The organism is Pseudomonas sp. MWU13-2105, from assembly GCF_023242315.1.
Lineage (GTDB): Bacteria > Pseudomonadota > Gammaproteobacteria > Pseudomonadales > Pseudomonadaceae > Aquipseudomonas.
On sequence record NZ_JALLIY010000018.1, the window covers coordinates 107,055 to 128,466 of the forward strand.

The window sequence follows — 21,412 nt, forward strand, 5'->3', positions numbered from 1 at the left end:
GCGCTTGTCCCGGGGTTGAGTGACACACTTTGTTAGGCGCAGAATGGTCGCCCTTGGGGTTTTACCTCGCCTGTTTAGAAAGGACACTCGATGACCCGTCTTCGTGCCATCTGTACCGCGGTTGCTCTGGTATGCGCCAGCGGCCAGGTTTTCGCCGATACCGCCAGCCACAATGCCAGTGCCGAAGCTTTCCTGACGTTGGCCCATGCCGACAAGCTGGGAACCCCGGTCTACGCGCAAGTGCAGCAAATGTTTGCCCAGCGTTTCGAGCAGACCCAGGCACCGGCCTCGAAAAAGCCGTTGCTCGACACCTACCAGGCCAAGGCTAACGCGGCCCTGGACCAGGCCATCGGCTGGAACAAGCTGAAGCCGGACATGGTCAAGCTCTATACCGACAACTTCAGCGAGTCCGAACTCAAGGACCTGGTCGCGTTCTACCAGTCGCCGCTGGGCAAGAAAGTCCTGGAAAAAATGCCGCAACTGACCCAGCAATCGGCCCAGATGACCCAGGCCAAGCTGGAAAGCGCGGTACCGGTGGTGAACAAGCTGCTGGAAGACATGACCAATGAGCTGACGCCAGCCAAGGCCGCCGCGCCTGCGACCAAGAAAAAGCCGTAAGCGGAGCCTGAAATGAGCATGCAGCAACGTATCGAAACCGCACTGGGCGCCCTGCAACCCGAGCACCTGCAAGTCCTGGACGAAAGCCACATGCACAGCCGTGGGTTGCAGACCCACTTCAAGGCGGTGCTGGTCAGCGCACAGTTTGCCGGGTTGAACAGCGTCAAGCGCCACCAGAAGGTCTACGCCAGCCTGGGTGACCTGATGAGTGAGTTCCATGCGTTGGCCCTGCATACCTACACCCCTGAAGAGTGGGTGAAAATCGGCGCGGCGCCGGCATCGCCGGTCTGCGCCGGCGGAGGGCATTGATGCTGGTTTTTTGACCGGTGTTTTTTTGCTAGAATCCGCAACGCGCCGCACTGTCGGCGCGTTTTTTTTGCATCCGGTTCGCCCTTTGCGAGGGCAGCCACCTGGAGAGAATCACCCATGACTCACCCTATAGTCGTGGCGGCACTTTATAAGTTCGTCACCCTGGAAGATTACGTTGCCCTGCGCGAGCCACTGCTGCAGGCGATGGTCGACAATGGCATCAAGGGCACCCTGCTGATCGCCGAAGAGGGTATCAACGGCACCGTTTCCGGTAGCCGCGAAGGCATCGATGGGCTGCTGGCCTGGCTCAAGCTGGATCAGCGGATGGTCGACATCGACCACAAGGAATCCTATTGCGACGACCAGCCGTTCTATCGGACCAAAGTCAAGCTGAAAAAGGAAATCGTCACCCTGGGTGTCGAGGGCGTGGACCCGAACAAGCAGGTGGGCACCTATGTCGATCCGCGGAACTGGAATGCACTGATCGCCGATCCGGAAGTGCTGCTGATCGACACCCGCAACGACTATGAAGTCTCGATCGGCACCTTCGAAGGCGCCATCGACCCGAAAACCACCAGTTTTCGTGAGTTCCCTGACTACATCAAAGCCCATTTCGACCCTGCCAGGCACAAGAAGGTCGCGATGTTCTGCACCGGTGGCATTCGCTGCGAGAAGGCTTCCAGTTATATGCTCAGCCAGGGTTTCGATGAGGTCTATCACCTCAAGGGCGGGATCCTCAAGTACCTCGAAGAGGTGCCTCAGGAGCAGAGCAAGTGGCAGGGCGACTGCTTTGTCTTTGACAATCGCGTCACCGTGCGCCATGACCTGAGCGAAGGCGACTACGATCAATGTCATGCCTGCCGTACGCCGATCAGCGTCGAGGAACGGGCCTCGGAGCACTATGTGGCCGGGATCAGCTGCCCGCATTGCTGGGACACCTTGAGCGAGAAAACCCGTCGCAGCGCGATTGACCGCCAGAAGCAGATCGAACTGGCCAAGGCGCGCAACCAGCCGCACCCGATCGGTTACAACTACCGTCAATCTTCCGAGGGCTGAACCATGTCCGCGCGCTTGCTGTATGTCATGGACCCGATGTGTTCCTGGTGCTGGGGGTTTGCCCCGGTGGCCGAGGCATTGGTCAAGCAGGCGCAGGCGGCGGGTGTCGAACTGCACCTGGTGATGGGCGGCTTGCGCACCGGTAGCGGTGCCGCGCTGGAGCCGACGACCCGGCGTTATATCCTTGAACACTGGCAGGCGGTCACCGAGACCACCGGCCAGCCGTTCAAGCTCGACGGCGCCTTGCCCGACGGTTTTGTCTACGACACCGAACCGGCCTGCCGGGCGGTGATCACTGCCCGTAGCCTGGCGCCGGACTGTGCCTGGACGTTGGTGGGGCTGATCCAGCGGGCTTTTTATGTCGAGGGCCGGGATGTCACGCAAGCCAGTGTGCTGGTGGAGCTGGCGGAACAAGCCGGTTTGCCGCGCATCGAATTTGCCGGTGCCTTTGACACGGCCGAGCAGCATGCGGCCACCGCCGCCGATTTTACCTGGGTCCAGGACCTGGGGATTGCCGGTTTCCCGACCTTGCTGGCCGAGCGTAATGGCCAGTTGGCGCTGCTGACCAATGGCTACCAGCCACTGGCTGAACTTGCTCCGCTGCTCGGCCGTTGGCTGGAGCGTGCGGCCTGTGCTTGAGCCGCCCAGCTTCAAACCCGTCAAACCACCTGCGGATCGCCTGAGCTGGGCGGAAATCCGGCGCCTGGCGCTGCGTCATAAAAAAGCGCTGTGGATCGCCAACACGGTGGCCGTGCTGGCGACTTTGTGCAGCGTGCCGATTCCCCTGTTGTTGCCGCTGTTGGTGGATGAAGTCCTGCTCGGGCACGGCGACGCCGCGCTCAAGGTGATGAACCACCTGCTGCCCGATACCTGGCAGCGCGCCGTCGGCTATATCGGCCTGATGTTGCTGGTGACCCTGACCCTGCGCTGTGGCGCCCTGGTCTTCAACGTGGTGCAGGCACGCTTGTTCGCCGGGCTGGCCAAGGACATTGTCTACCGCATCCGCATCCGGCTGATCGAGCGCCTGAAGCGCATTTCCCTGGGTGAGTACGAAAGCCTCGGTAGCGGCACCGTGACCACGCACCTGGTGACCGATCTGGACACCCTGGACAAGTTCGTCGGCGAAACCCTGAGTCGTTTCCTGGTGGCGATGCTGACGCTGCTGGGCACTTCGGCCATCCTGGTCTGGATGCACTGGAAGCTCGCGCTGCTGATCCTGCTGTTCAACCCCTTGGTGATCTACGCCACGGTGCAATTGGGCAAGCGGGTCAAGCACCTGAAGAAGCTGGAAAACGACAGCACTTCACGGTTTACCCAGGCCCTGACCGAGACCCTCGACGCCATTCAGGAAGTCCGTGCCGGCAATCGCCAGGGCTTTTTCCTCGGGCGTTTGGGCACCCGTGCCCGGGAGGTGCGGGACTACGCCGTGGCATCGCAGTGGAAAAGCGATGCATCGAGCCGGGCCACGGGACTGCTGTTCCAGTTCGGTATCGATATCTTCCGCGCGGCGGCGATGCTCACGGTGCTGTTCTCGGACCTGTCCATCGGCCAGATGCTCGCGGTGTTCAGTTACCTCTGGTTCATGATCGGACCGGTGGAGCAGTTGTTGAACCTGCAATATGCCTTCTATGCCGCTGGCGGTGCACTTGAACGGATCAACGAACTGCTGGCGCGTGCCGACGAACCGCAGTACCCCGGTGGCGTCGACCCCTTCGCCGGGCATGATACCGTGGGCATCGAGGTGCAGGCCCTGAGTTTTGCCTATGGCGAGGAGCCGGTACTCGATCAGTTGGACCTGTCCATCGCTCCCGGAGAAAAGGTCGCGATCGTCGGGGCCAGCGGCGGCGGCAAAAGCACCCTGGTGCAACTGCTGCTGGGGCTGTACACGCCGCGCTCCGGGACCATTCGTTTCGGCGGCGCCTCCCAGGCCGAGATCGGCCTGGACACCGTGCGCGAGAACGTCGCGGTGGTGTTGCAGCACCCGGCGTTGTTCAACGATACGGTCCGTGCCAATCTCACCATGGGCCGCGAGCGCAATGATGAAGCCTGCTGGCGGGCACTGGAAATTGCCCAGCTCGACGCTACGATCAAAGTGTTGCCGCTAGGCCTGGACAGCATTGTCGGGCGTTCCGGGGTGCGTTTGTCCGGGGGCCAGCGTCAGCGCCTGGCGATTGCCCGGATGGTCCTGGCCGAGCCCAAGGTGGTGATCCTCGACGAAGCGACCTCGGCGCTGGACGCGGCCACCGAGTACAACCTGCACCAGGCCCTGGGTCGGTTTCTCAGCGGTCGTACTACCTTGATCATTGCCCACCGCCTGTCAGCGGTGAAACAGGCGGATCGGGTGCTGGTGTTCGACGGCGGACGGATTGCCGAGGACGGCGACCATCAGCAACTGATTGCCGATGGCGGTCTATATGCCAAGCTCTACGGGCACCTGCAAAAAATTTGACGCACTTGAGTTTTTCCCGGTTTTCTGTGCTTAGTGATTGAATTGGTTGATAGAAATACTTTTTTTCTGTGCGTGCGAGCGATGGATGGATTCCAGATACTTGGAAGGGGGTGTTGATCCCTTCGATATCGTGGAAATTAGCCTAGTCTGTGCTATCACAGAGGTGGATTTCTCTCGAGTGCTCATCTGGCAGTGCTGATGCAAGGGATCTCATGAAGCAAACGCGGACTCTCGGAACGCCACGGCTGTTGGGTATCGTCTGGCCATTTATCGCTGTTGTCCTGTTTCAGGCCTTGCTGGGTTGCCTGAGCCTGTATGTACTTTCCGCCGTGCGCGGTTATGTCGCGGGCGAGAGTCTCTGGTCCAAGGGCCAGAAGGACGCCATCTACTACCTCAACCTGTACGCCGATAGCCGCGACGAAACGATATTCCGCAAATATCAGGAGTCGATTACCGTGCCCCAGGGCGGTCATGACCTGCGGATCGCCCTGGATGCGCCGACTCCGGACCTGGCGGCGGCCCGGCGCGGGATCCTGCAAGGCGGCAACCACCCCGACGATGTCTCCAGCATCATCTGGCTGTACCTGAACTTCCGGCACTTCAGCTATCTGGAACGGGCCATTGAAAAATGGACGGTGGGCGACAGTTACCTGGTGCGCCTGGACAGTGTCGCCCAGCAGATGCACCGGGCGATCTCCGCGAACCAGGAGAGTAATACCGATATCCAGCGCTGGAAGGGCCAGATCTTTGCCATCAACGACGGGGTGACGCCGGCTGCAAAAGCCTTCAGCGATGCCCTGGGCGAAGGTTCACGGGTCATTCTCCGTTTGCTGTTGATCACCAACCTGGCTACAGCCCTGGGCCTGATCGCCCTGGCCTTGCTACGCACGCACAAGTTGCTGGCCCAGCGCCATGCCTTTGCCGATGCCTTGCAGCTGGAAAAAGAGCGGGCGCAGATTACCCTGGAGTCGATCGGCGACGGGGTCATCACCACCGATGTGGCAGGCGCCATCGCCTACATGAATCCGGCCGCCGAACACCTGACCCACTGGAAAGCCGGACAGGCCTATGGCCTGCCCCTGGCGGCGTTGTTCAACCTGCTTGACGAAAATGCCCAGGACGAAGGTTTTACCCTGATCGAACATATTCTCAGTGGCCGGCTGAGCGGTGGCAGCGAGCATTCCAAGCTGATCCAGCGCCTGGACGGCAGTACCGTGTCGGTGACCCTGGTGGGGGCGCCGATCCGCAACGCCGGCAAGGTCAGTGGCACGGTGCTGGTGCTGCACGATATGACCCAGGAGCGGCAGTACATCGCCAACCTGTCCTGGCAGGCCACCCATGATGCCTTGACGGGCCTGGCCAACCGGCGCGAATTCGAGTATCGCCTGGAGCAGGCGCTGTATAACCTGAGCCGCCAGTCGGCACGCCACTCGTTGATGTTCCTCGACCTGGACCAGTTCAAGCTGGTCAATGATACCTGTGGTCATGCCGCCGGCGATGAATTGCTCCGGCACATCTGTGCCTTGCTGCAGTCCGGGTTGCGCGAGGGCGATACCCTGGCCCGGCTGGGCGGTGACGAGTTCGGCATATTGCTGGAGAACTGCCCGTCGGAGTCGGCGGAGAAAATCGCCGAAGGCCTGCGACAGACCGTACAGAACCTGCATTTTGTCTGGAAGGGGCGGCCGTTCGTGACCACGGTCAGTATCGGCCTGGTGCACATCGCCCAGGCGCCGGCCACCCTGGAGGCCTCGCTACGGGCAGCGGACATGGCCTGCTACATGGCCAAGGAAAAGGGTCGCAACCGGGTCCAGGTCTATCACGCCGACGATTCGGAGTTGTCCCTGCGCTTTGGCGAGATGGCTTGGGTCCAGCGTTTGCACATGGCCCTGGAGGAGAATCGATTCTGCCTGTACTCCCAGGAAATCGCCGCGCTCGGCCACACCGATCACAGCGCTGGCCATGTGGAAATTCTCCTGCGTTTGCATGACGAAGCCGGGCGGATGATCCTGCCCGACAGCTTTATCCCTGCCGCCGAACGTTATGGCCTGATGACCCAGCTCGATCGCTGGGTGGTGCAGAATGTCTTCAAGGTCATCGCCGAATGCATTGCCCAGCAGCGCGAGGGGGAGATGGCCATGTGCGCGATCAATCTGTCGGGTACCACCATTGGCGACGAGGGCTTCCTCGGCTTCCTGCATGAGCAGTTCAGACTACACGGCATTCCGCCGGATATGATTTGTTTCGAAATAACCGAAACCAGCGCCATTTCCAATCTTGGTAGCGCCATCCGATTTATCAATGAACTCAAGAACTTGGGCTGCCGGTTCTCCCTCGACGATTTTTGCGCGGGAATGTCTTCATTCGCCTATCTCAAACATTTGCCTGTAGACTTCCTGAAGATCGATGGAAGTTTCGTAAAGGATATGCTGGACGACCCGATTAACCGCGCCATGGTCGAGGTGATCAATCACATCGGCCATGTCATGGGGAAGCGAACGATTGCTGAATTTGTTGAAACACCGCAGATCGAGCAGGCGCTGCTCGAGATTGGTGTCGACTATGCTCAGGGCTACATCATCGAGCGCCCGCAGTTGTTTACCTGTGACAGCCTGTTGTGTCGGCCCGCGCGACCTCGGCCTCTCCTGTTCAAGACGCCTGGTACATTCCGCTGAAACCTTTGCTGATCTGCTTAAATCACCACTCAGAAGGAGCCCGACAGTGATCGACACATTCAGCAGAACCGGCCCGCTTATGGAGGCCTCCAGCTACCCCGCATGGGCGCAGCAGCTCATTCAGGACTGTAGCGAGAGCAAGCGCCGGGTTGTTGAACACGAACTTTACCAGCGGATGCGCGACAACAGGCTGAGCGCAAAAACCATGCGCCACTATCTGATTGGCGGCTGGCCGGTGGTTGAACAGTTTGCGTTATACATGGCACAGAATCTCACCAAGACCCGTTTTGCCCGCCATCCCGGCGAGGACATGGCGCGGCGTTGGCTGATGCGCAATATCCGCGTGGAACTGAACCACGCCGACTATTGGTTGCATTGGAGTCGGGCTCACGGGGTGAGCCTCGAGGACCTGCAGGCGCAGTTGGTGCCGCCCGAGTTGCACGCGTTGAGTCATTGGTGCTGGCATACCAGTTCGGCCGACCCGCTGATCGTGGCGATTGCCGCGACCAACTACGCGATCGAAGGGGCCACGGGCGAGTGGTCGGCGCTGGTCTGTTCGACGGGGGTCTATGCCGCGGCCTTTCCGGAGGAAGACCGCAAGCGCGCGATGAAATGGTTGAAGATGCACGCCCAGTATGACGATGCCCATCCGTGGGAGGCGTTGGAAATCATCTGCACCCTGGCCGGCAACAATCCCGGTAAGGCGTTGCAGGTCGAGCTGCGGCAGGCCATCTGCAAAAGCTACGACTACATGTACCTGTTCCTCGAACGTTGCATGCAACTGGAGCACACGGAAAAGGCTCCGTTCGCCCGCGAACGCCAGGCTGCCCTCGCCGAGGGTTGACCTGTACCCTGGTGCGGGAGCTGGCAAGCCGGCTCCCACAGAGGCTGGTCGCGGCGATACTCCGGCGGCGAAACCCCATTATTGTGGGCGCCGGCTTGCCGACGATGAGGCCCCTGAGTCCTGCCGCGTCTATCCGGGCGCCATCGGCCATAAGCCGGTTGGTGTCTTGCATCGTGGATTTCAGCCGGCCATGGCCAGGCGGTTGCGACCTTCGCGCTTGGCCACATAGAGGGCATTGTCCGCGCGGCGCAGCAGGCTTTCCGTGGACTCGCCCGGCAACAGCGTGGCGCAACCCAGGCTTACCGTCAGGTTGATCAACTGGCCATCGCAGTCGTAGTCCTGGGCTTGCGCCGCATAACGCAGGCGTTCACCGACCATGGCCGCCGCCTCGCGATGGGTATTGCACAGCAGGATCAGGAACTCCTCGCCGCCATAACGGAATACCCGGTCGACATTGCGCAGTTGCTCCTTGATCGAGGCTGCGACGGTCTTCAGTACCTGGTCACCGGTGCAGTGCCCGTGGTTGTCGTTGATCTGTTTGAAGTGGTCAATATCCAGCATCAACACCGAGATCGGCTGGCCATGGCGGCGTGCCAACTCGAATTCCCGTTGCAGGGCCTGTTCCATGGCGATGCGGTTGCCGGTCCCGGTTAGCGGGTCGCGTAGTGCGCAGCGTGTGGCAGCGCGATAGAGCAGGGCGTTGCGCATCGGGTACAACAGGCTTGCCAGCAGCGATTCCAGATTGCCCAGTTCCTGTTCGTCGAAGCGGCGGCTACGGCGAAATATCAGCTCGCCCAGATGCTCGCCTTCGTGGCTGAGGCTGTAGCTGATCGAGTGATGACCGCGCTGGCCGAATTCCAGGCGCAAGTCGCTGCCCGGATGCAGGTAGCTCAAGGCGTCCAGGGGCACCACGCGCTGGATCTCACGAAAGAAAATATCCAGGATACGCTCCGGCTCCAGGCTGACCTGTAACTGCAGGGCCAGTTGCTGGCGCAGTTGAGCCAGGCTGATGGGGCGTTGCTGGGCGGGTGGGAGCTGGTCGAAACCCAGGCGTTGCAATCTGGCGCGATCAAAGTCAATTGCGTTGGTCTGGGTCGGTGTTTTCATGGTGGCAAGCCCCTAAGCACAGAATACGGTCTTACAGGGTGGGTGAGGACGGCTTGGGGCCGTTCTCGCGCTGCGTGGTTGAAGAAGTTAGAGCGAAAGTCGTGCCAATCGGTTCAACCGGATAAAAGTCGTTTGGATTCAGGGTGTTGGTTTTTTCGGGACGAGTTTCGCTGGCCGACAGGGGCGGCAGTTGTTTGACTTCGGATGATGGCGTTTTGCAATTTAGTCGCGTTGTGCCGGTATTCCGGCACTTGCGCAGAGGGGGCGGAATGACGCGGGGGGTTATTGTGCGTCGAAGGCCTGGCCATTGACGCCGCTGCTGTCGGGCCCCATCAGGTACAGGTAGACCGGCATGATTTGCTGCGGTGTCGGGTTGTTTTCCGGGTTCTCGCCGGGATAGGCCTGGGCGCGCATGCTGGTGCGGGTGGCGCCGGGGTTGATGCTGTTGGCCCGCACCGGGGCCACGTTATCGAGCTCGTCGGCCAGGGTCTGCATCAGGCCTTCGGTGGCGAACTTGGATACACCATAGGCGCCCCAGTAGGCGCGGCCTTTGCGCCCGACACTGCTGGAGGTGAAGATCACCGAAGCGTCCTGGGACAGCTTGAGCAGGGGCAGCAAGGTGCTGGTCAGCATGAACATGGCGTTGACGTTGATGTGCATGACGCGCATGAAGTTTTCACCGGACAGTTGTTCCAGTGGGGTGCGCGGGCCGATGATCGAGGCGTTGTGCAGCAGGCCGTCGAGGTGGCCGAATTCGGTTTCGATCATGGCCGCCAGTTCGTCGTACTGGTGCGGCAGGGCGGTTTCCAGGTTGAAGGGGATCACGGCCGGCTGCGGGTGGCCGGCGGCTTCGATTTCGTCATAGACCTGGCTCAGGTTGGCCTCGGTCTTGCCCAGCAACAGCACGGTGGCGCCATGGGCGGCATAGGTCTTGGCGGCGGCGGCACCGATGCCGCGGCCGGCCCCGGTGACCAGGATGACGCGGTCCTTGAGCAGGTCGGGGCGGGCGGAATAATCGAACATGGTTAAACCTCTACAAATGTAAAAACAGCTCGGGGCTCAACAGCTGCACAGTGCGTTATCCAATACCCTGCGCAGCTCCAGCGGATGATCGACCACCACATCGGCGCCCCAGTGATCGGGGTTGTCGTCCGGGTGGATGTAACCGTAGCGTACCGCCGCGGTGCGGGTGCCAGCGTCGCGCCCGGACTCGATATCGCGCAGGTCATCGCCGACGAACAAGACGCTGGCCGGGTCGAGGTCGAGCATCTTGCACGCGAGGATCAGCGGCTCCGGGTGGGGCTTGCTGTTCGTCACATGGTCCGGGCAGATCAGCAGCGCCGAGCGTTCTGCCAGCCCCAGCTGTTGCATGATCGGTTCGGCGAAACGCAGCGGTTTGTTGGTGACCACGCCCCAGAGCAGATTGGCCTTCTCGATATCGGCGAGCAACTCGGCCATGCCGTCGAACAGGCGGCTATGGACCGCGCAAGCCTTGAGGTAGCGCTCGAGAAACTCCTGGCGCAACATCTCGAAGCCCGGCGACTCGGGGTCCATCATGAAGGTCACGGCGACCATGGCACGGGCACCGCCGGAGATTTCGTCGCGAATCGACCGGTCGGCAATCGCCGGCAGGCCGCGTTCGGCGAGCATGGCCTGGCAGATGGCGATAAAGTCCGGCGCGGTGTCGAGCAGGGTGCCATCCATGTCGAAGAGAACCGCTCTCAAGCGCATTGCTTACTCCTCGCGCAGGGTCTGGATCATGTAGTTGACGTCGACGTCCGCCGCCAGCTTGTAGTGCTTGGTCAGGGGGGTGTAGGTCAGGCCGATGATGTCCTTGACCGCCAGGCCCGCCTCGCGGCTCCAGGCACCCAGCTCGGAGGGGCGGATGAATTTCTTGAAGTCGTGGGTGCCGCGTGGCAGCAGGCCCATGATGTATTCCGCGCCGACGATGGCGAACAGATAGGCCTTGGGGTTGCGGTTGATGGTGGAGAAGAAGACCTGGCCGCCGGGCTTGACCATGCGAAAGCAGGCGCGGATCACCGAAGACGGATCAGGGACGTGTTCGAGCATTTCCAGGCAGGTGACCACGTCGAACTGCTCGGGCATTTCCTCGGCCAGGGCTTCGGCGGTGATCTGCCGGTACTCGACGCTGACCCCGGATTCCAGCTGATGCAGCTGGGCCACGGCCAGGGGCGCTTCGCCCATGTCGATGCCCATGACGGTGGCACCGCGCTGGGCCATGGCCTCGCTGAGGATGCCACCGCCGCAACCGACGTCGAGGACCTTCTTGCCGGCCAGCTTGACCCGCTCGTCGATCCAGTTGACCCGCAGCGGATTGATGTCGTGAAGCGGCTTGAACTCGCTTTCACGGTCCCACCAGCGATGGGCGAGGGCTTCGAACTTGGCGATTTCAGCGTGGTCGACGTTGCTCATGGACTATCCTCTAAAGCTTGGAAATCAGGTTGATGCCGCCCGCCGGGCGTTGCGTCATCTTCAATTCATGCGCTCTATGGCGCGTCAATCAATGCTTCTGGGCGCCGATGCGCTGGCCCCAAGCCCGGGCCGTGGTGCCTAACTGCTGTTCGTCCAGGCGAGTCAGGCGGCGGTCTTCGAGCAGCGGCTTGCCGCCGACCCAGACATGTTGCACGCAGCCACGACCGCTGGCGTAGATCAGTTGCGACACCGGGTCGTAGATCGGCTGCTGGGCCAGGCCCGACAGGTCGAAGGCGACCATATCCGCGGCCTTGCCGACTTCCAGCGAACCGATTTCCTGCTCCAGCCCCAGGGCCCGGGCGCCATTGAGGGTCGCCATGCGCAGTGCGCGATGTGCGTCCAGGGCCGTGGCGGAACCGGCGACGGCCTTGGCCAGCAGCGCGGCGGTGCGGGTTTCGCCGAGCAGGTCGAGGTCGTTGTTGCTCGCCGCGCCGTCGGTGCCTACGGCCACGTTCACGCCGGCTTGCCACAGACGCTCCACCGGGCAGAAGCCGCTGGCCAGTTTCAGGTTCGATTCCGGGCAGTGGATCACGCTGGTGTTGCTTTCTACCAGCAGTGCCAGGTCGTCATCGCTGACCTGGGTCATGTGAACGGCCTGGAAGCGTGGGCCGAGCAAACCGAGGCGGCCGAGGCGCGCCAGCGGGCGCTCACCGCGTTGCTCCTGCGATTGCTGCACTTCAAAGGCGGTTTCATGCACGTGCATGTGGATCGCGGCATCGAGTTCTTCGGCAATGACCCGGACTTTTTCCAGGTTTTCGTCGCCGACGGTGTAGGGGGCATGGGGGCCGAAGGCGATCTTGATCCGCGGATGGTGCTTGAGGTCGCCGAACAGCTCGACGGCCTGGCGCAGTGACTCATTGGCGCTGGCGGCGCCGGGGATCGGGAAATCGAGGATCGGAATGGCGATCTGCGCGCGAATGCCGCTGTTGTGCACGCGTTCGCTGGCGATTTTAGGGAAAAAATACATGTCCGAGAAACAGGTGATGCCACCCTTGAGCTGCTCGGCGATGGCCAGGTCGGTGCCGTCGCGGACGAAGGCCTCGTCGACCCATTTGGCCTCGGCGGGCCAGATATGCTGTTCCAGCCAGGTCATCAGCGGCAGGTCGTCGGCCAGGCCGCGAAATAGTGTCATGGCGGCATGCCCATGGGCATTGACGAGGCCCGGGGCGAGCAGGGTCTCCGGCAATTCGCGGATTTCCCTGGCGCCGAGTTTCAAGGCCTCGGCCCGGGTGCCGATAAAAGCGATACGTCCGTCGCGAATGCCCAGGCCATGCTCCTTGAGTACCACGCCGGCGGGTTCGACAGGGACCAGCCAGGTCGGCAGCAGGAGAAGATCGAGCGGGGCGGCGGTATTCGGCATCGTGGACGGCTTCCGGGCTTTATCTGAAATAATGGCGAAGTATACCCGAGCGTCCTCACCGGGGGATCGCTATAATCGGTGGCTTTTGTTCCGGAGTGTGGGGTGAATCATGCGCAATCGGCTATTGGCTGCGGAAAAAGTGAAGGCCATCGATTGGCGTGATGGTGCCTTGTATCTGCTCGATCAGCGCATTCTGCCGTTCGAGGAAACCTGGTTGGCCTACGACAGTGCCGCCGGGGTCGCGGAGGCGATTCGCTCGATGGTGGTGCGCGGTGCGCCGGCTATCGGTATCAGCGCCGCCTATGGCGTGGTGTTGGCGGCGCGGGCGCGAATCGCCGAGGGTGGCGACTGGTTGGCGGCGATGGAAGCTGACTTTGCCCTGCTGGCGAACTCACGGCCGACCGCGGTCAATCTGTTCTGGGCCCTGGACCGGATGCGCGAGCGTCTGGAGCGGGTCAAGGACGGTGTCGCTCCGCTGGCGGCCCTGGAGGCCGAGGCGGTGGCGATCCATGACAGCGATCGCGAGGCCAACCTGACCATGGCGCAACTGGGGGTCGACCTGATCCGCAAGCATCAGGGCAATGCCCAGGCGATCCTGACCCACTGCAATACCGGCGCCCTGGCCACCGGCGGCTTCGGTACGGCCCTGGGGGTGATTCGTGGGGCTTTTCTGGAGGGCATGGTCGAGCAGGTCTATGCCGATGAAACCCGGCCCTGGCTGCAAGGCTCGCGCCTGACGGCCTGGGAGCTGGCCAACGAAGGTATTCCGGTGACCTTGAATGCCGACTCGGCCGCCGCGCACATCATGAAGACCAAGGGCGTGACCTGGGTGATCGTCGGGGCTGACCGCATCACGGCCAATGGTGATGTGGCCAACAAGATCGGAACCTATCAGCTGGCGGTCTGTGCGATGCACCATGGCGTGCGGTTCATGGTGGTGGCCCCGAGCTCGACCATCGACATGGAACTGGCCAGCGGCGACGATATCCCGATCGAAGAGCGCGACGGCAGCGAGCTGTTGAGTGTCGGCGGGCACCGGGTCGGAGCCGAGGTCGAGGCCTTCAATCCGGTCTTCGACGTGACGCCGGCGGACTTGATCGATGTCATCGTGACCGAAAAAGGCATCGTCGAGCGTCCGGATGCCGCGAAGATGGCGCAGTTGATGTGCCGCAAACGCCTGCATTGACCGGCTTTTGTCCCAGGCCAGGGAGTATTTTGCGCGCCCTGGGGACGGTCGTCTTGCCTCTGGGCCCCTCTCGGCGCGCTCTCGGTCGGTTACGGCGGCCGCCCGTCTACTTCCTTGCCTATACCGGGGTAGGTGCGTGGCGGCGATTGTGATAACATCCGACGGTTTCCAGGGTAGCCCGAACCGGCTGCCTTCACTGCGCAGATCCAAGGCATAACTCGTTGATTTGTCGTAAGTCGTTGCAGGGCATCAGGCCCGCGGCGGCGAGCTTCGTTCGTCCCATATGGATGTGACGAAGTTTCACCAGAAAAAGGAATCAGGCTTCTCATGGGCGAACTGGCCAAAGAAATCCTCCCGGTCAATATCGAAGACGAGCTGAAACAGTCCTACCTCGACTACGCGATGAGCGTGATTGTCGGGCGGGCACTGCCTGATGCGCGCGATGGCTTGAAGCCCGTGCACCGGCGTGTGCTGTTCGCAATGAGCGAACTGGGTAACGACTGGAACAAGCCGTACAAGAAATCTGCCCGTGTGGTCGGTGACGTGATCGGTAAGTATCACCCGCACGGTGACACCGCGGTCTATGACACCATTGTTCGGATGGCGCAGCCATTCTCCCTGCGCTACCTGCTGGTCGACGGCCAGGGTAACTTCGGTTCCGTGGACGGCGACAACGCCGCGGCCATGCGATACACCGAAGTGCGCATGACCAAGCTGGCGCACGAGCTGCTGGCCGACCTGCATAAGGAAACCGTGGACTGGGTGCCGAACTATGACGGCACCGAACAGATCCCGGCGGTCATGCCGACCCGTATCCCCAACCTGCTGGTCAACGGCTCCAGCGGTATCGCCGTGGGCATGGCGACCAACATCCCGCCGCACAACCTCGGTGAAGTCATCGACGGTTGCCTGGCCCTCATCGACAATCCCGAGCTGAGCGTCGATGACCTGATGCAGTACATCCCGGGGCCGGACTTCCCGACCGCCGCGATCATCAACGGCCGTGCCGGCATCATCGAGGCCTATCGCACCGGTCGTGGGCGCATCTACATGCGCGCCCGTTCGACCATCGAGGACATCGACAAGGTCGGCGGTCGCCAGCAGATCGTCATTACCGAGCTGCCGTACCAGTTGAACAAGGCCCGGCTGATCGAGAAGATCGCCGAGCTGGTGAAAGAGAAGAAGCTCGAAGGCATCACCGAACTGCGCGACGAGTCCGACAAGGACGGTATGCGCGTGGTCATCGAGTTGCGCCGTGGCGAAGTGCCAGAGGTGATTCTCAACAACCTCTACGCCCAGACCCAGTTGCAGAGCGTGTTCGGTATCAACATCGTCGCGCTGATCGACGGTCGTCCGCGGATCCTCAACCTCAAGGACCTGCTGGAAGCCTTCGTCCGTCACCGCCGCGAAGTGGTGACCCGGCGTACCGTGTTCGAACTGCGCAAGGCCCGCGAGCGCGGTCATATCCTTGAAGGCCAGGCGGTTGCGCTGTCGAACATCGACCCGGTGATTGCCCTGATCAAGGCCTCGCCGACGCCGTCGGAAGCCAAGGAAGCGCTGATCAGCATGCCTTGGGAATCGTCGGCGGTGGTGGCGATGGTCGAGCGTGCCGGTGCCGACTCGTGCCGTCCGGAGACCCTGGACCCGCAATACGGCCTGCGTGACGGCAAGTACTTTCTGTCGCCGGAACAGGCGCAAGCCATTCTGGAGTTGCGTCTGCACCGCCTGACCGGCCTGGAACACGAGAAGCTGCTGGCCGAGTATCAGGAGATCCTCAACCAGATCGGCGAGCTGATCCGCATCCTCAACAGCGCCACGCGCCTGATGGAAGTGATCCGCGAAGAGCTGGAAGTGATTCGTGCCGAGTACGGCGACGTGCGGCGTACCGAGATCCTCGATGCCCGTCTCGACCTGACCCTGGGCGACATGATCCCGGAAGAAGAGCGCGTGGTGACCATTTCCCACGGCGGCTACGCCAAGACCCAGCCGTTGGCGGCCTACCAGGCCCAGCGCCGCGGTGGTAAAGGCAAGTCGGCGACCGGCGTCAAGGATGAGGACTACATTGCCCACCTGCTGGTTGCCAACAGCCACACCACGTTGCTGCTGTTCTCCAGCAAGGGCAAGGTGTACTGGCTCAAGACCTATGAAATTCCCGAAGCTTCCCGCGCCGCCCGTGGTCGTCCGCTGGTGAACCTGCTGCCGCTGGATGATGGTGAGTACATCACCACCATGCTGCCGGTGGAGGAATACACCGAAGGTCACTTCATCTTCATGGCGACCGCCGACGGTACCGTGAAGAAGACTCCGCTGGAAGCCTTCAGTCGCCAGCGCAGCGTTGGCCTGATCGCCCTGGAGCTGGACGAGGGCGATGTGCTGATCAGCGCCGCGATCACCGATGGCGAGCGTGAGGTCATGCTGTTCTCCGACGCCGGCAAGGTCACCCGCTTCAAGGAGTCCGACGTGCGGGCCATGGGCCGTACGGCGCGCGGTGTACGGGGTATGCGCCTGAACGAAGGCCAGAAGCTGATTTCCATGATTATTCCGGAAGAAGGCAGCCAGATCCTCACGGCCTCCGAGCGCGGCTTCGGCAAGCGCACCGCGATCAGCGAGTTCCCCGAGTACAAGCGTGGCGGCCAGGGCGTGATCGCCATGGTCAGCAACGAGCGTAACGGTCGCCTGGTCGGTGCGGTGCAGGTGCTTGACGGTGAGGAGATCATGCTGATTTCCGACCAGGGTACGCTGGTGCGCACCCGTGTCGATGAAGTCTCCAGCCTGGGGCGTAATACCCAGGGCGTGACGCTGATCAAGCTGGCCAGTGATGAAACGCTGGTGGGCCTGGAACGTGTCCAGGAACCATCGGAAGTCGAAGGCGAAGAGCTGGAAGACGGTGTCGAGTTCGACGGCGAAGCGCTGATCGACGACGTGGCCGACGACCAGTCGCAGGATGCGGCGACCGACGACGCGCAACCGCAGGACTAACAAGCGCCTGTCTGCTCTACTCTCTACCGTAGGCGTAGCCGGCCTGGAGTAGGGCGCAGGCCGGTGTGTATTCAAAAGCATAGCGAGAGTGGATGTGAGCAAACGAGCCTATAACTTCTGCGCGGGTCCTGCTGCGCTGCCTGAAGCTGTCCTGTTGCGTGCCCAGTCCGAGCTGCTCGACTGGCACGGCAAGGGCCTGTCGGTCATGGAAATGAGCCACCGCAGCGATGAGTTCGTGTCCATCGCCACCAAGGCCGAGCAGGACCTGCGTGACCTGCTGGATATTCCCTCGAACTACAAGGTGCTGTTCCTGCAGGGCGGCGCCAGCCAGCAATTTGCCCAGGTCGCGTTGAACCTGCTGCCCGAAAGCGGCAAGGCCGACTACATCGAGACCGGTATCTGGTCGAAGAAAGCCATCGAGGAAGCCTCGCGTTTCGGCAACGTCAATGTCGCCGCCAGCGCCAAGCCTTACGACTATTTCGCCATTCCCGGCCAGAACGAATGGAAGCTGTCGAAAGACGCGGCCTATGTTCACTATGTGTCCAACGAAACCATCGGCGGCCTGGAATTCGACTGGATTCCGGAAACCGGCGACGTGCCGCTGGTAACGGACATGTCCTCGGACATCCTCTCGCGTCCTGTGGACATTTCCCGCTATGGCATGATCTACGCCGGTGCGCAGAAGAACATCGGTCCGAGCGGCATCGTCGTCAACATTGTTCGCGAAGACCTGCTGGGGCGCGCGCGTTCGATCTGCCCGACCATGCTCGACTACAAGGTCGCGGCCGACAACGGCTCCATGTACAACACTCCGCCGACCCTGGCCTGGTACCTCTCGGGCCTGGTCTTCGAGTGGCTCAAGGAGCAGGGTGGCGTCGAAGCCATCGGCAAGCTCAACGAAATCAAGCAGCGCACGTTGTATGATTTCATCGACGCCAGCGGCCTGTACAGCAACCCGATCAACAAGAGCAACCGCTCCTGGATGAACGTGCCGTTCCGCCTGGCCGACGACCGCCTGGACAAGCCATTCCTGGTCGGCGCCGAAGAGCGCGGTCTGTTGAACCTCAAGGGCCACCGTTCGGTGGGTGGCATGCGCGCCTCCATTTACAACGCTGTCGACATCCACGCGGTGAATGCGCTGGTGGCATACATGGCGGCGTTCGAGAAGGAACACGGCTAATGTCCGAGCAAGAACTCAAGGCACTGCGCCTGCGTATCGATAGCCTCGATGAAAAAGTCCTCGAGCTGATCAGTGAGCGTGCTCGCTGCGCCCAGGAAGTCGCGCGGGTAAAAATGGCCTCGCTGGCCGAAGGCGAAGTGCCGGTGTTCTATCGTCCCGAGCGTGAAGCTCAGGTGCTCAAGCGGGTCATGGAGCGTAACCAGGGGCCGCTGGGCAATGAAGAGATGGCACGGCTGTTCCGTGAGATCATGTCTTCCTGCCTGGCCCTCGAGCAGCCGCTGAAAGTGGCTTACCTCGGCCCTGAAGGCACCTTTACCCAAGCCGCGGCGATGAAGCATTTCGGTCACGCGGTGATCAGCAAGCCGATGGCGGCGATCGACGAGGTCTTCCGTGAAGTGGCGGCGGGCGCGGTGAATTTCGGCGTGGTACCGGTGGAAAACTCCACCGAGGGTGCGGTCAACCACACGCTCGACAGTTTCCTCGAGCACGACATGGTGATTTGCGGTGAGGTCGAACTGCGGATTCACCACCACCTGCTGGTGGGTGAAAACACCAAGACCGACAGTATCAGCCGTATCTATTCCCACGCCCAGTCCCTGGCCCAGTGCCGCAAGTGGCTGGACGCCCACTACCCGAACGTCGAGCGCGTGGCGGTCTCCAGCAACGCCGAAGCGGCTAAGCGGGTCAAGGGCGAGTGGAACTCGGCGGCGATTGCCGGCGATATGGCCGCCGGCCTGTATGGCTTGACCCGCCTGGCGGAGAAAATCGAGGACCGTCCGGACAACTCCACGCGGTTCCTGATGATTGGCAGCCAGGAAGTGCCGCCCACCGGCGACGACAAGACCTCGATCATTGTTTCCATGAGCAACAAGCCGGGCGCGCTCCACGAGCTGCTGGTGCCGTTCCACGACAACGGGATTGACCTGACGCGTATCGAAACCCGACCTTCGCGCAGTGGTAAATGGACGTACGTGTTCTTTATCGACTTCGTCGGCCATCACCGTGATCCGCTGGTCAAGGGTGTGCTGGAGAAAATCAGTCAGGAAGCGGTGGCCCTCAAGGTGCTGGGCTCCTACCCGAAAGCGGTTCTGTAAGGGCGTTGATCATGAGCGGTAACTTCCTCGCCCTGGCGCAGCCGGGCGTGCAACAACTGTCGCCTTACGTTCCGGGCAAGCCCGTGGACGAACTGGCCCGTGAGCTGGATATCGATCCGGCACGGATCATCAAGCTGGCGAGCAACGAGAATCCCCTGGGGGCCAGTCCCAAGGCCCTGGCGGCGATTCACGAGGCGCTGGCGGATCTGACCCGCTATCCGGATGGCAATGGTTTCGAGCTCAAGCAGCGTCTGTCCGAGCTGTGCCGGGTGCAGGCCAGCCAGGTGACCCTGGGCAACGGCTCCAACGATATTCTCGAACTGGTCGCCCGTGCCTACCTGGCGCCGGGGCTGAACGCGGTGTTCAGCGCGCACGCCTTCGCGATCTACCCCATTGTGACCCAGGCGGTGAACGCCGAGGCCCGTGTGGCCCCGGCCAAGGACTGGGGGCATGACCTGACGGCGATGCTCGCGGCCATCGACGCAAACACCCGGGTGGTGTTTATCGCCAACCCGAACAACCCGACCGGCACCTGGTTCGGCCCGCGGGCGCTGGAAGCGTTCCTCGCCGCGGTGCCGCAGGATGTCCTGGTGGTGCTGGACGAGGCCTATATCGAGTACGCCGAAGGCGCCGATCTGCCGGATGGACTGGACTACCTGGCGAGCTACCCGAACCTGCTGGTTTCGCGGACCTTCTCCAAGGCTTACGGCCTGGCGGCCTTGCGCGTCGGTTATGCGCTGTCGTCGCCGGCCGTGGCGGATATCCTCAATCGCGTTCGCCAGCCGTTCAATGTCAACAGCCTGGCACTGGTCGCGGCCCGTGCGGCCCTCGACGATGTCGAGTATGTCGCCCGCAGCCGGCGCTTGAACGAAGCTGGCATGCAGCAACTGGAAGAAGGTTTTCGCCAGTTGGGGCTGGACTGGATCCCCTCGAAGGCCAACTTCATCGCGGTCGATGTCGGTCGTGAGGCGGGGCCGGTGTATCAGGGGCTGTTGCGTGAAGGGGTGATCGTGCGTCCGGTGGCCGGCTACGGCCTGCCGAAGCACTTGCGGGTCAGCATTGGCCTGGCCAGTGAGAACAGTCGTTTGCTGGAGGCGCTGGCCAAGGTCCTGGCCCGTGGTTGATGTCATGTCGATGCAATCTGTGAGGCCTATGATCGGCCGCCTTGTGGTGGTCGGCCTGGGGTTGATCGGCGGGTCCTTTGCCAAGGGGCTGCGGGAAAGCGGCCTGTGCCGGGAAGTGGTGGGTGTCGATCTCGATCCGCAATCGCGTGAGCTCGCGGTCGAGCTGGGCGTGGTCGATCGCTGTGAGGCCGACCTGGCGACGGCTTGCCAGGGCGCCGATGTGATTCAACTGGCGGTGCCGATCCTGGCCATGGAAAAAATGCTCGGCTTGCTGGCTGGCATGGACCTGGGCCAGGCGATCCTCACGGATGTCGGCAGCGCCAAGGGCAATGTCGTGCGTGCCGCCGTTCGGGCCTTTGGTGGCATGCCGCCGCGTTTTGTCCCGGGGCACCCGATCGCCGGGTCCGAGCAGAGCGGCGTTCAGGCCTCCAATAGCAGTCTGTTCCGGCGACACAAGGTGATCCTGACGCCCTTGGCCGAGACCGATCCCTCGGCGCTGGCGACGGTTGACGCGCTTTGGCGGGCCTTGGGCGCGGATGTCGAGCACATGCAGGTCGAACGCCACGACGAAGTGCTGGCGGCGACCAGTCATTTGCCGCACCTGCTGGCCTTCGGCCTGGTGGACTCGTTGGCCAAGCGCAACGAGAACCTGGAGATTTTCCGCTACGCGGCGGGCGGATTCCGCGATTTCACACGGATCGCTGGCAGTGATCCGGTGATGTGGCACGATATCTTCCTGGCCAATCGGGATGCCGTGCTGCGTGCGCTGGACAGCTTTCGCGGTGACCTGGATGTCCTGCGCGATGCCGTCGATGCCGGGGATGGACCTCAGTTGCTGGAAGTATTCCAGCGTGCGCAAGCGGCGCGCGAGCATTTCGGCAGAATCCTGGCCCGCCGGGCCCGCAAGGGCACCCTGAACGCCAATGATGATCACAAAGAGG

At 62.1% G+C, this 21,412-nt stretch carries 17 protein-coding genes and 1 pseudogene; 13 read left to right on the forward strand and 5 right to left on the reverse strand.

The window, feature by feature from the left end; all coding sequences use genetic code 11:
• Positions 1-90: 90 nt before the first annotated feature.
• From M5B96_RS24670 to M5B96_RS24700, 7 genes are all read left to right on the forward strand, one after another.
• Positions 91-618 carry a DUF2059 domain-containing protein gene (locus M5B96_RS24670; protein WP_218224138.1) on the forward strand — a complete coding sequence of 176 codons (528 nt, stop codon included), beginning with the start codon at positions 91-93 and terminating at the stop codon, positions 616-618.
• Positions 619-630: 12 nt separating this feature from the next.
• The gene (locus tag M5B96_RS24675; protein ID WP_121138114.1) at positions 631-927 is read left to right on the forward strand and encodes a BolA family protein; all 297 of its coding nucleotides are present in this window, start codon (positions 631-633) and stop codon (positions 925-927) included.
• A 117-nt stretch (positions 928-1,044) separates the two neighbouring features.
• A complete protein-coding gene (locus M5B96_RS24680; protein ID WP_248799598.1) occupies positions 1,045-1,983 on the forward strand; it encodes a rhodanese-related sulfurtransferase in 939 nt (312 codons plus the stop codon).
• Positions 1,984-2,019: 36 nt separating this feature from the next.
• Entirely contained in the window at positions 2,020-2,622 is a 603-nt protein-coding gene (locus tag M5B96_RS24685) for a DsbA family protein (RefSeq protein WP_248799646.1), read from the forward strand.
• On the forward strand, positions 2,552-4,432 hold the full coding sequence (locus M5B96_RS24690; protein WP_248799599.1) for an ABC transporter ATP-binding protein: 1,881 nt from the start codon (positions 2,552-2,554) through the stop codon (positions 4,430-4,432). Before M5B96_RS24685 ends, M5B96_RS24690 begins: the two co-directional genes overlap by 71 nt.
• A 212-nt stretch (positions 4,433-4,644) precedes the next feature.
• A complete protein-coding gene (locus tag M5B96_RS24695) occupies positions 4,645-7,104 on the forward strand; it encodes an EAL domain-containing protein (protein ID WP_248799600.1) in 2,460 nt (819 codons plus the stop codon).
• A 79-nt stretch (positions 7,105-7,183) separates the two neighbouring features.
• On the forward strand, positions 7,184-7,948 hold the full coding sequence (locus M5B96_RS24700; protein WP_263859685.1) for an iron-containing redox enzyme family protein: 765 nt from the start codon (positions 7,184-7,186) through the stop codon (positions 7,946-7,948).
• 180 nt (positions 7,949-8,128) lie between these two features.
• Here M5B96_RS24700 and M5B96_RS24705 read toward each other — a convergent pair whose 3' ends face one another.
• From M5B96_RS24705 to M5B96_RS24725, 5 genes are all read right to left on the reverse strand, one after another.
• Positions 8,129-9,055 (reverse strand): GGDEF domain-containing protein, encoded by a 927-nt coding sequence (locus M5B96_RS24705; protein ID WP_248799602.1) that lies wholly within the window; start codon positions 9,053-9,055, stop codon positions 8,129-8,131.
• Positions 9,056-9,337: 282 nt separating this feature from the next.
• The gene (locus tag M5B96_RS24710; protein WP_248799603.1) at positions 9,338-10,078 is read right to left on the reverse strand and encodes a YciK family oxidoreductase; all 741 of its coding nucleotides are present in this window, start codon (positions 10,076-10,078) and stop codon (positions 9,338-9,340) included.
• A 36-nt stretch (positions 10,079-10,114) separates the two neighbouring features.
• A complete protein-coding gene (gene mupP / locus M5B96_RS24715) occupies positions 10,115-10,786 on the reverse strand; it encodes an N-acetylmuramic acid 6-phosphate phosphatase MupP (RefSeq protein ID WP_248799604.1) in 672 nt (223 codons plus the stop codon).
• A 3-nt stretch (positions 10,787-10,789) separates the two neighbouring features.
• Positions 10,790-11,488 (reverse strand): bifunctional 2-polyprenyl-6-hydroxyphenol methylase/3-demethylubiquinol 3-O-methyltransferase UbiG, encoded by a 699-nt coding sequence (ubiG, locus tag M5B96_RS24720; RefSeq protein ID WP_248799605.1) that lies wholly within the window; start codon positions 11,486-11,488, stop codon positions 10,790-10,792.
• An 88-nt stretch (positions 11,489-11,576) separates the two neighbouring features.
• Complete coding sequence (locus tag M5B96_RS24725; RefSeq protein WP_248799606.1) at positions 11,577-12,908, reverse strand: TRZ/ATZ family hydrolase; 1,332 nt, start codon at positions 12,906-12,908, stop codon at positions 11,577-11,579.
• A gap of 109 nt (positions 12,909-13,017) precedes the next feature.
• Here M5B96_RS24725 and mtnA point away from each other — a divergent pair, with 109 nt between their 5' ends.
• From mtnA to M5B96_RS24755, 6 genes and pseudogenes are all read left to right on the forward strand, one after another.
• On the forward strand, positions 13,018-14,094 hold the full coding sequence (gene mtnA, locus M5B96_RS24730) for an S-methyl-5-thioribose-1-phosphate isomerase (protein ID WP_248799607.1): 1,077 nt from the start codon (positions 13,018-13,020) through the stop codon (positions 14,092-14,094).
• Positions 14,095-14,421: 327 nt separating this feature from the next.
• On the forward strand, positions 14,422-17,073 hold the full coding sequence (gene gyrA, locus M5B96_RS24735) for a DNA gyrase subunit A (protein WP_248799608.1): 2,652 nt from the start codon (positions 14,422-14,424) through the stop codon (positions 17,071-17,073).
• A 94-nt stretch (positions 17,074-17,167) separates the two neighbouring features.
• Positions 17,168-18,253 (forward strand): 3-phosphoserine/phosphohydroxythreonine transaminase, encoded by a 1,086-nt coding sequence (serC, locus tag M5B96_RS24740; RefSeq protein ID WP_248799609.1) that lies wholly within the window; start codon positions 17,168-17,170, stop codon positions 18,251-18,253.
• Positions 18,253-19,347, forward strand: coding sequence for a prephenate dehydratase (gene pheA / locus M5B96_RS24745; RefSeq protein ID WP_017129662.1), 1,095 nt, complete (start codon positions 18,253-18,255; stop codon positions 19,345-19,347). Before serC ends, pheA begins: the two co-directional genes overlap by 1 nt.
• An 11-nt stretch (positions 19,348-19,358) precedes the next feature.
• Positions 19,359-20,471, forward strand: coding sequence for a histidinol-phosphate transaminase (gene hisC, locus M5B96_RS24750; protein WP_248799610.1), 1,113 nt, complete (start codon positions 19,359-19,361; stop codon positions 20,469-20,471).
• Positions 20,464-21,399: pseudogene (locus M5B96_RS24755) on the forward strand (prephenate dehydrogenase/arogenate dehydrogenase family protein); the annotation flags it as partial. The gene hisC and the pseudogene M5B96_RS24755, both read left to right, overlap by 8 nt.
• Positions 21,400-21,412: the final 13 nt, after the last annotated feature.

Excerpts from the sequence above, each read along its gene's own strand:
- M5B96_RS24670 (WP_218224138.1), top strand. The coding sequence starts at position 91 with ATGACCCGTCTTCGTGCCATCTGTACCGCGGTTGCTCTGGTATGCGCC.
- M5B96_RS24675 (WP_121138114.1), top strand. The coding sequence starts at position 631 with ATGAGCATGCAGCAACGTATCGAAACCGCACTGGGCGCCCTGCAACCC.
- M5B96_RS24680 (WP_248799598.1), top strand. The coding sequence starts at position 1,045 with ATGACTCACCCTATAGTCGTGGCGGCACTTTATAAGTTCGTCACCCTG.
- M5B96_RS24685 (WP_248799646.1), top strand. The coding sequence starts at position 2,020 with ATGTGTTCCTGGTGCTGGGGGTTTGCCCCGGTGGCCGAGGCATTGGTC.
- M5B96_RS24690 (WP_248799599.1), top strand. The coding sequence starts at position 2,552 with ATGGCTACCAGCCACTGGCTGAACTTGCTCCGCTGCTCGGCCGTTGGC.
- M5B96_RS24695 (WP_248799600.1), top strand. The coding sequence starts at position 4,645 with ATGAAGCAAACGCGGACTCTCGGAACGCCACGGCTGTTGGGTATCGTC.
- M5B96_RS24700 (WP_263859685.1), top strand. The coding sequence starts at position 7,184 with ATGGAGGCCTCCAGCTACCCCGCATGGGCGCAGCAGCTCATTCAGGAC.
- M5B96_RS24705 (WP_248799602.1), bottom strand. The coding sequence starts at position 9,055 with ATGAAAACACCGACCCAGACCAACGCAATTGACTTTGATCGCGCCAGA.
- M5B96_RS24710 (WP_248799603.1), bottom strand. The coding sequence starts at position 10,078 with ATGTTCGATTATTCCGCCCGCCCCGACCTGCTCAAGGACCGCGTCATC.
- mupP (WP_248799604.1), bottom strand. The coding sequence starts at position 10,786 with ATGCGCTTGAGAGCGGTTCTCTTCGACATGGATGGCACCCTGCTCGAC.
- ubiG (WP_248799605.1), bottom strand. The coding sequence starts at position 11,488 with ATGAGCAACGTCGACCACGCTGAAATCGCCAAGTTCGAAGCCCTCGCC.
- M5B96_RS24725 (WP_248799606.1), bottom strand. The coding sequence starts at position 12,908 with ATGCCGAATACCGCCGCCCCGCTCGATCTTCTCCTGCTGCCGACCTGG.
- mtnA (WP_248799607.1), top strand. The coding sequence starts at position 13,018 with ATGCGCAATCGGCTATTGGCTGCGGAAAAAGTGAAGGCCATCGATTGG.
- gyrA (WP_248799608.1), top strand. The coding sequence starts at position 14,422 with ATGGGCGAACTGGCCAAAGAAATCCTCCCGGTCAATATCGAAGACGAG.
- pheA (WP_017129662.1), top strand. The coding sequence starts at position 18,253 with ATGTCCGAGCAAGAACTCAAGGCACTGCGCCTGCGTATCGATAGCCTC.
- hisC (WP_248799610.1), top strand. The coding sequence starts at position 19,359 with ATGAGCGGTAACTTCCTCGCCCTGGCGCAGCCGGGCGTGCAACAACTG.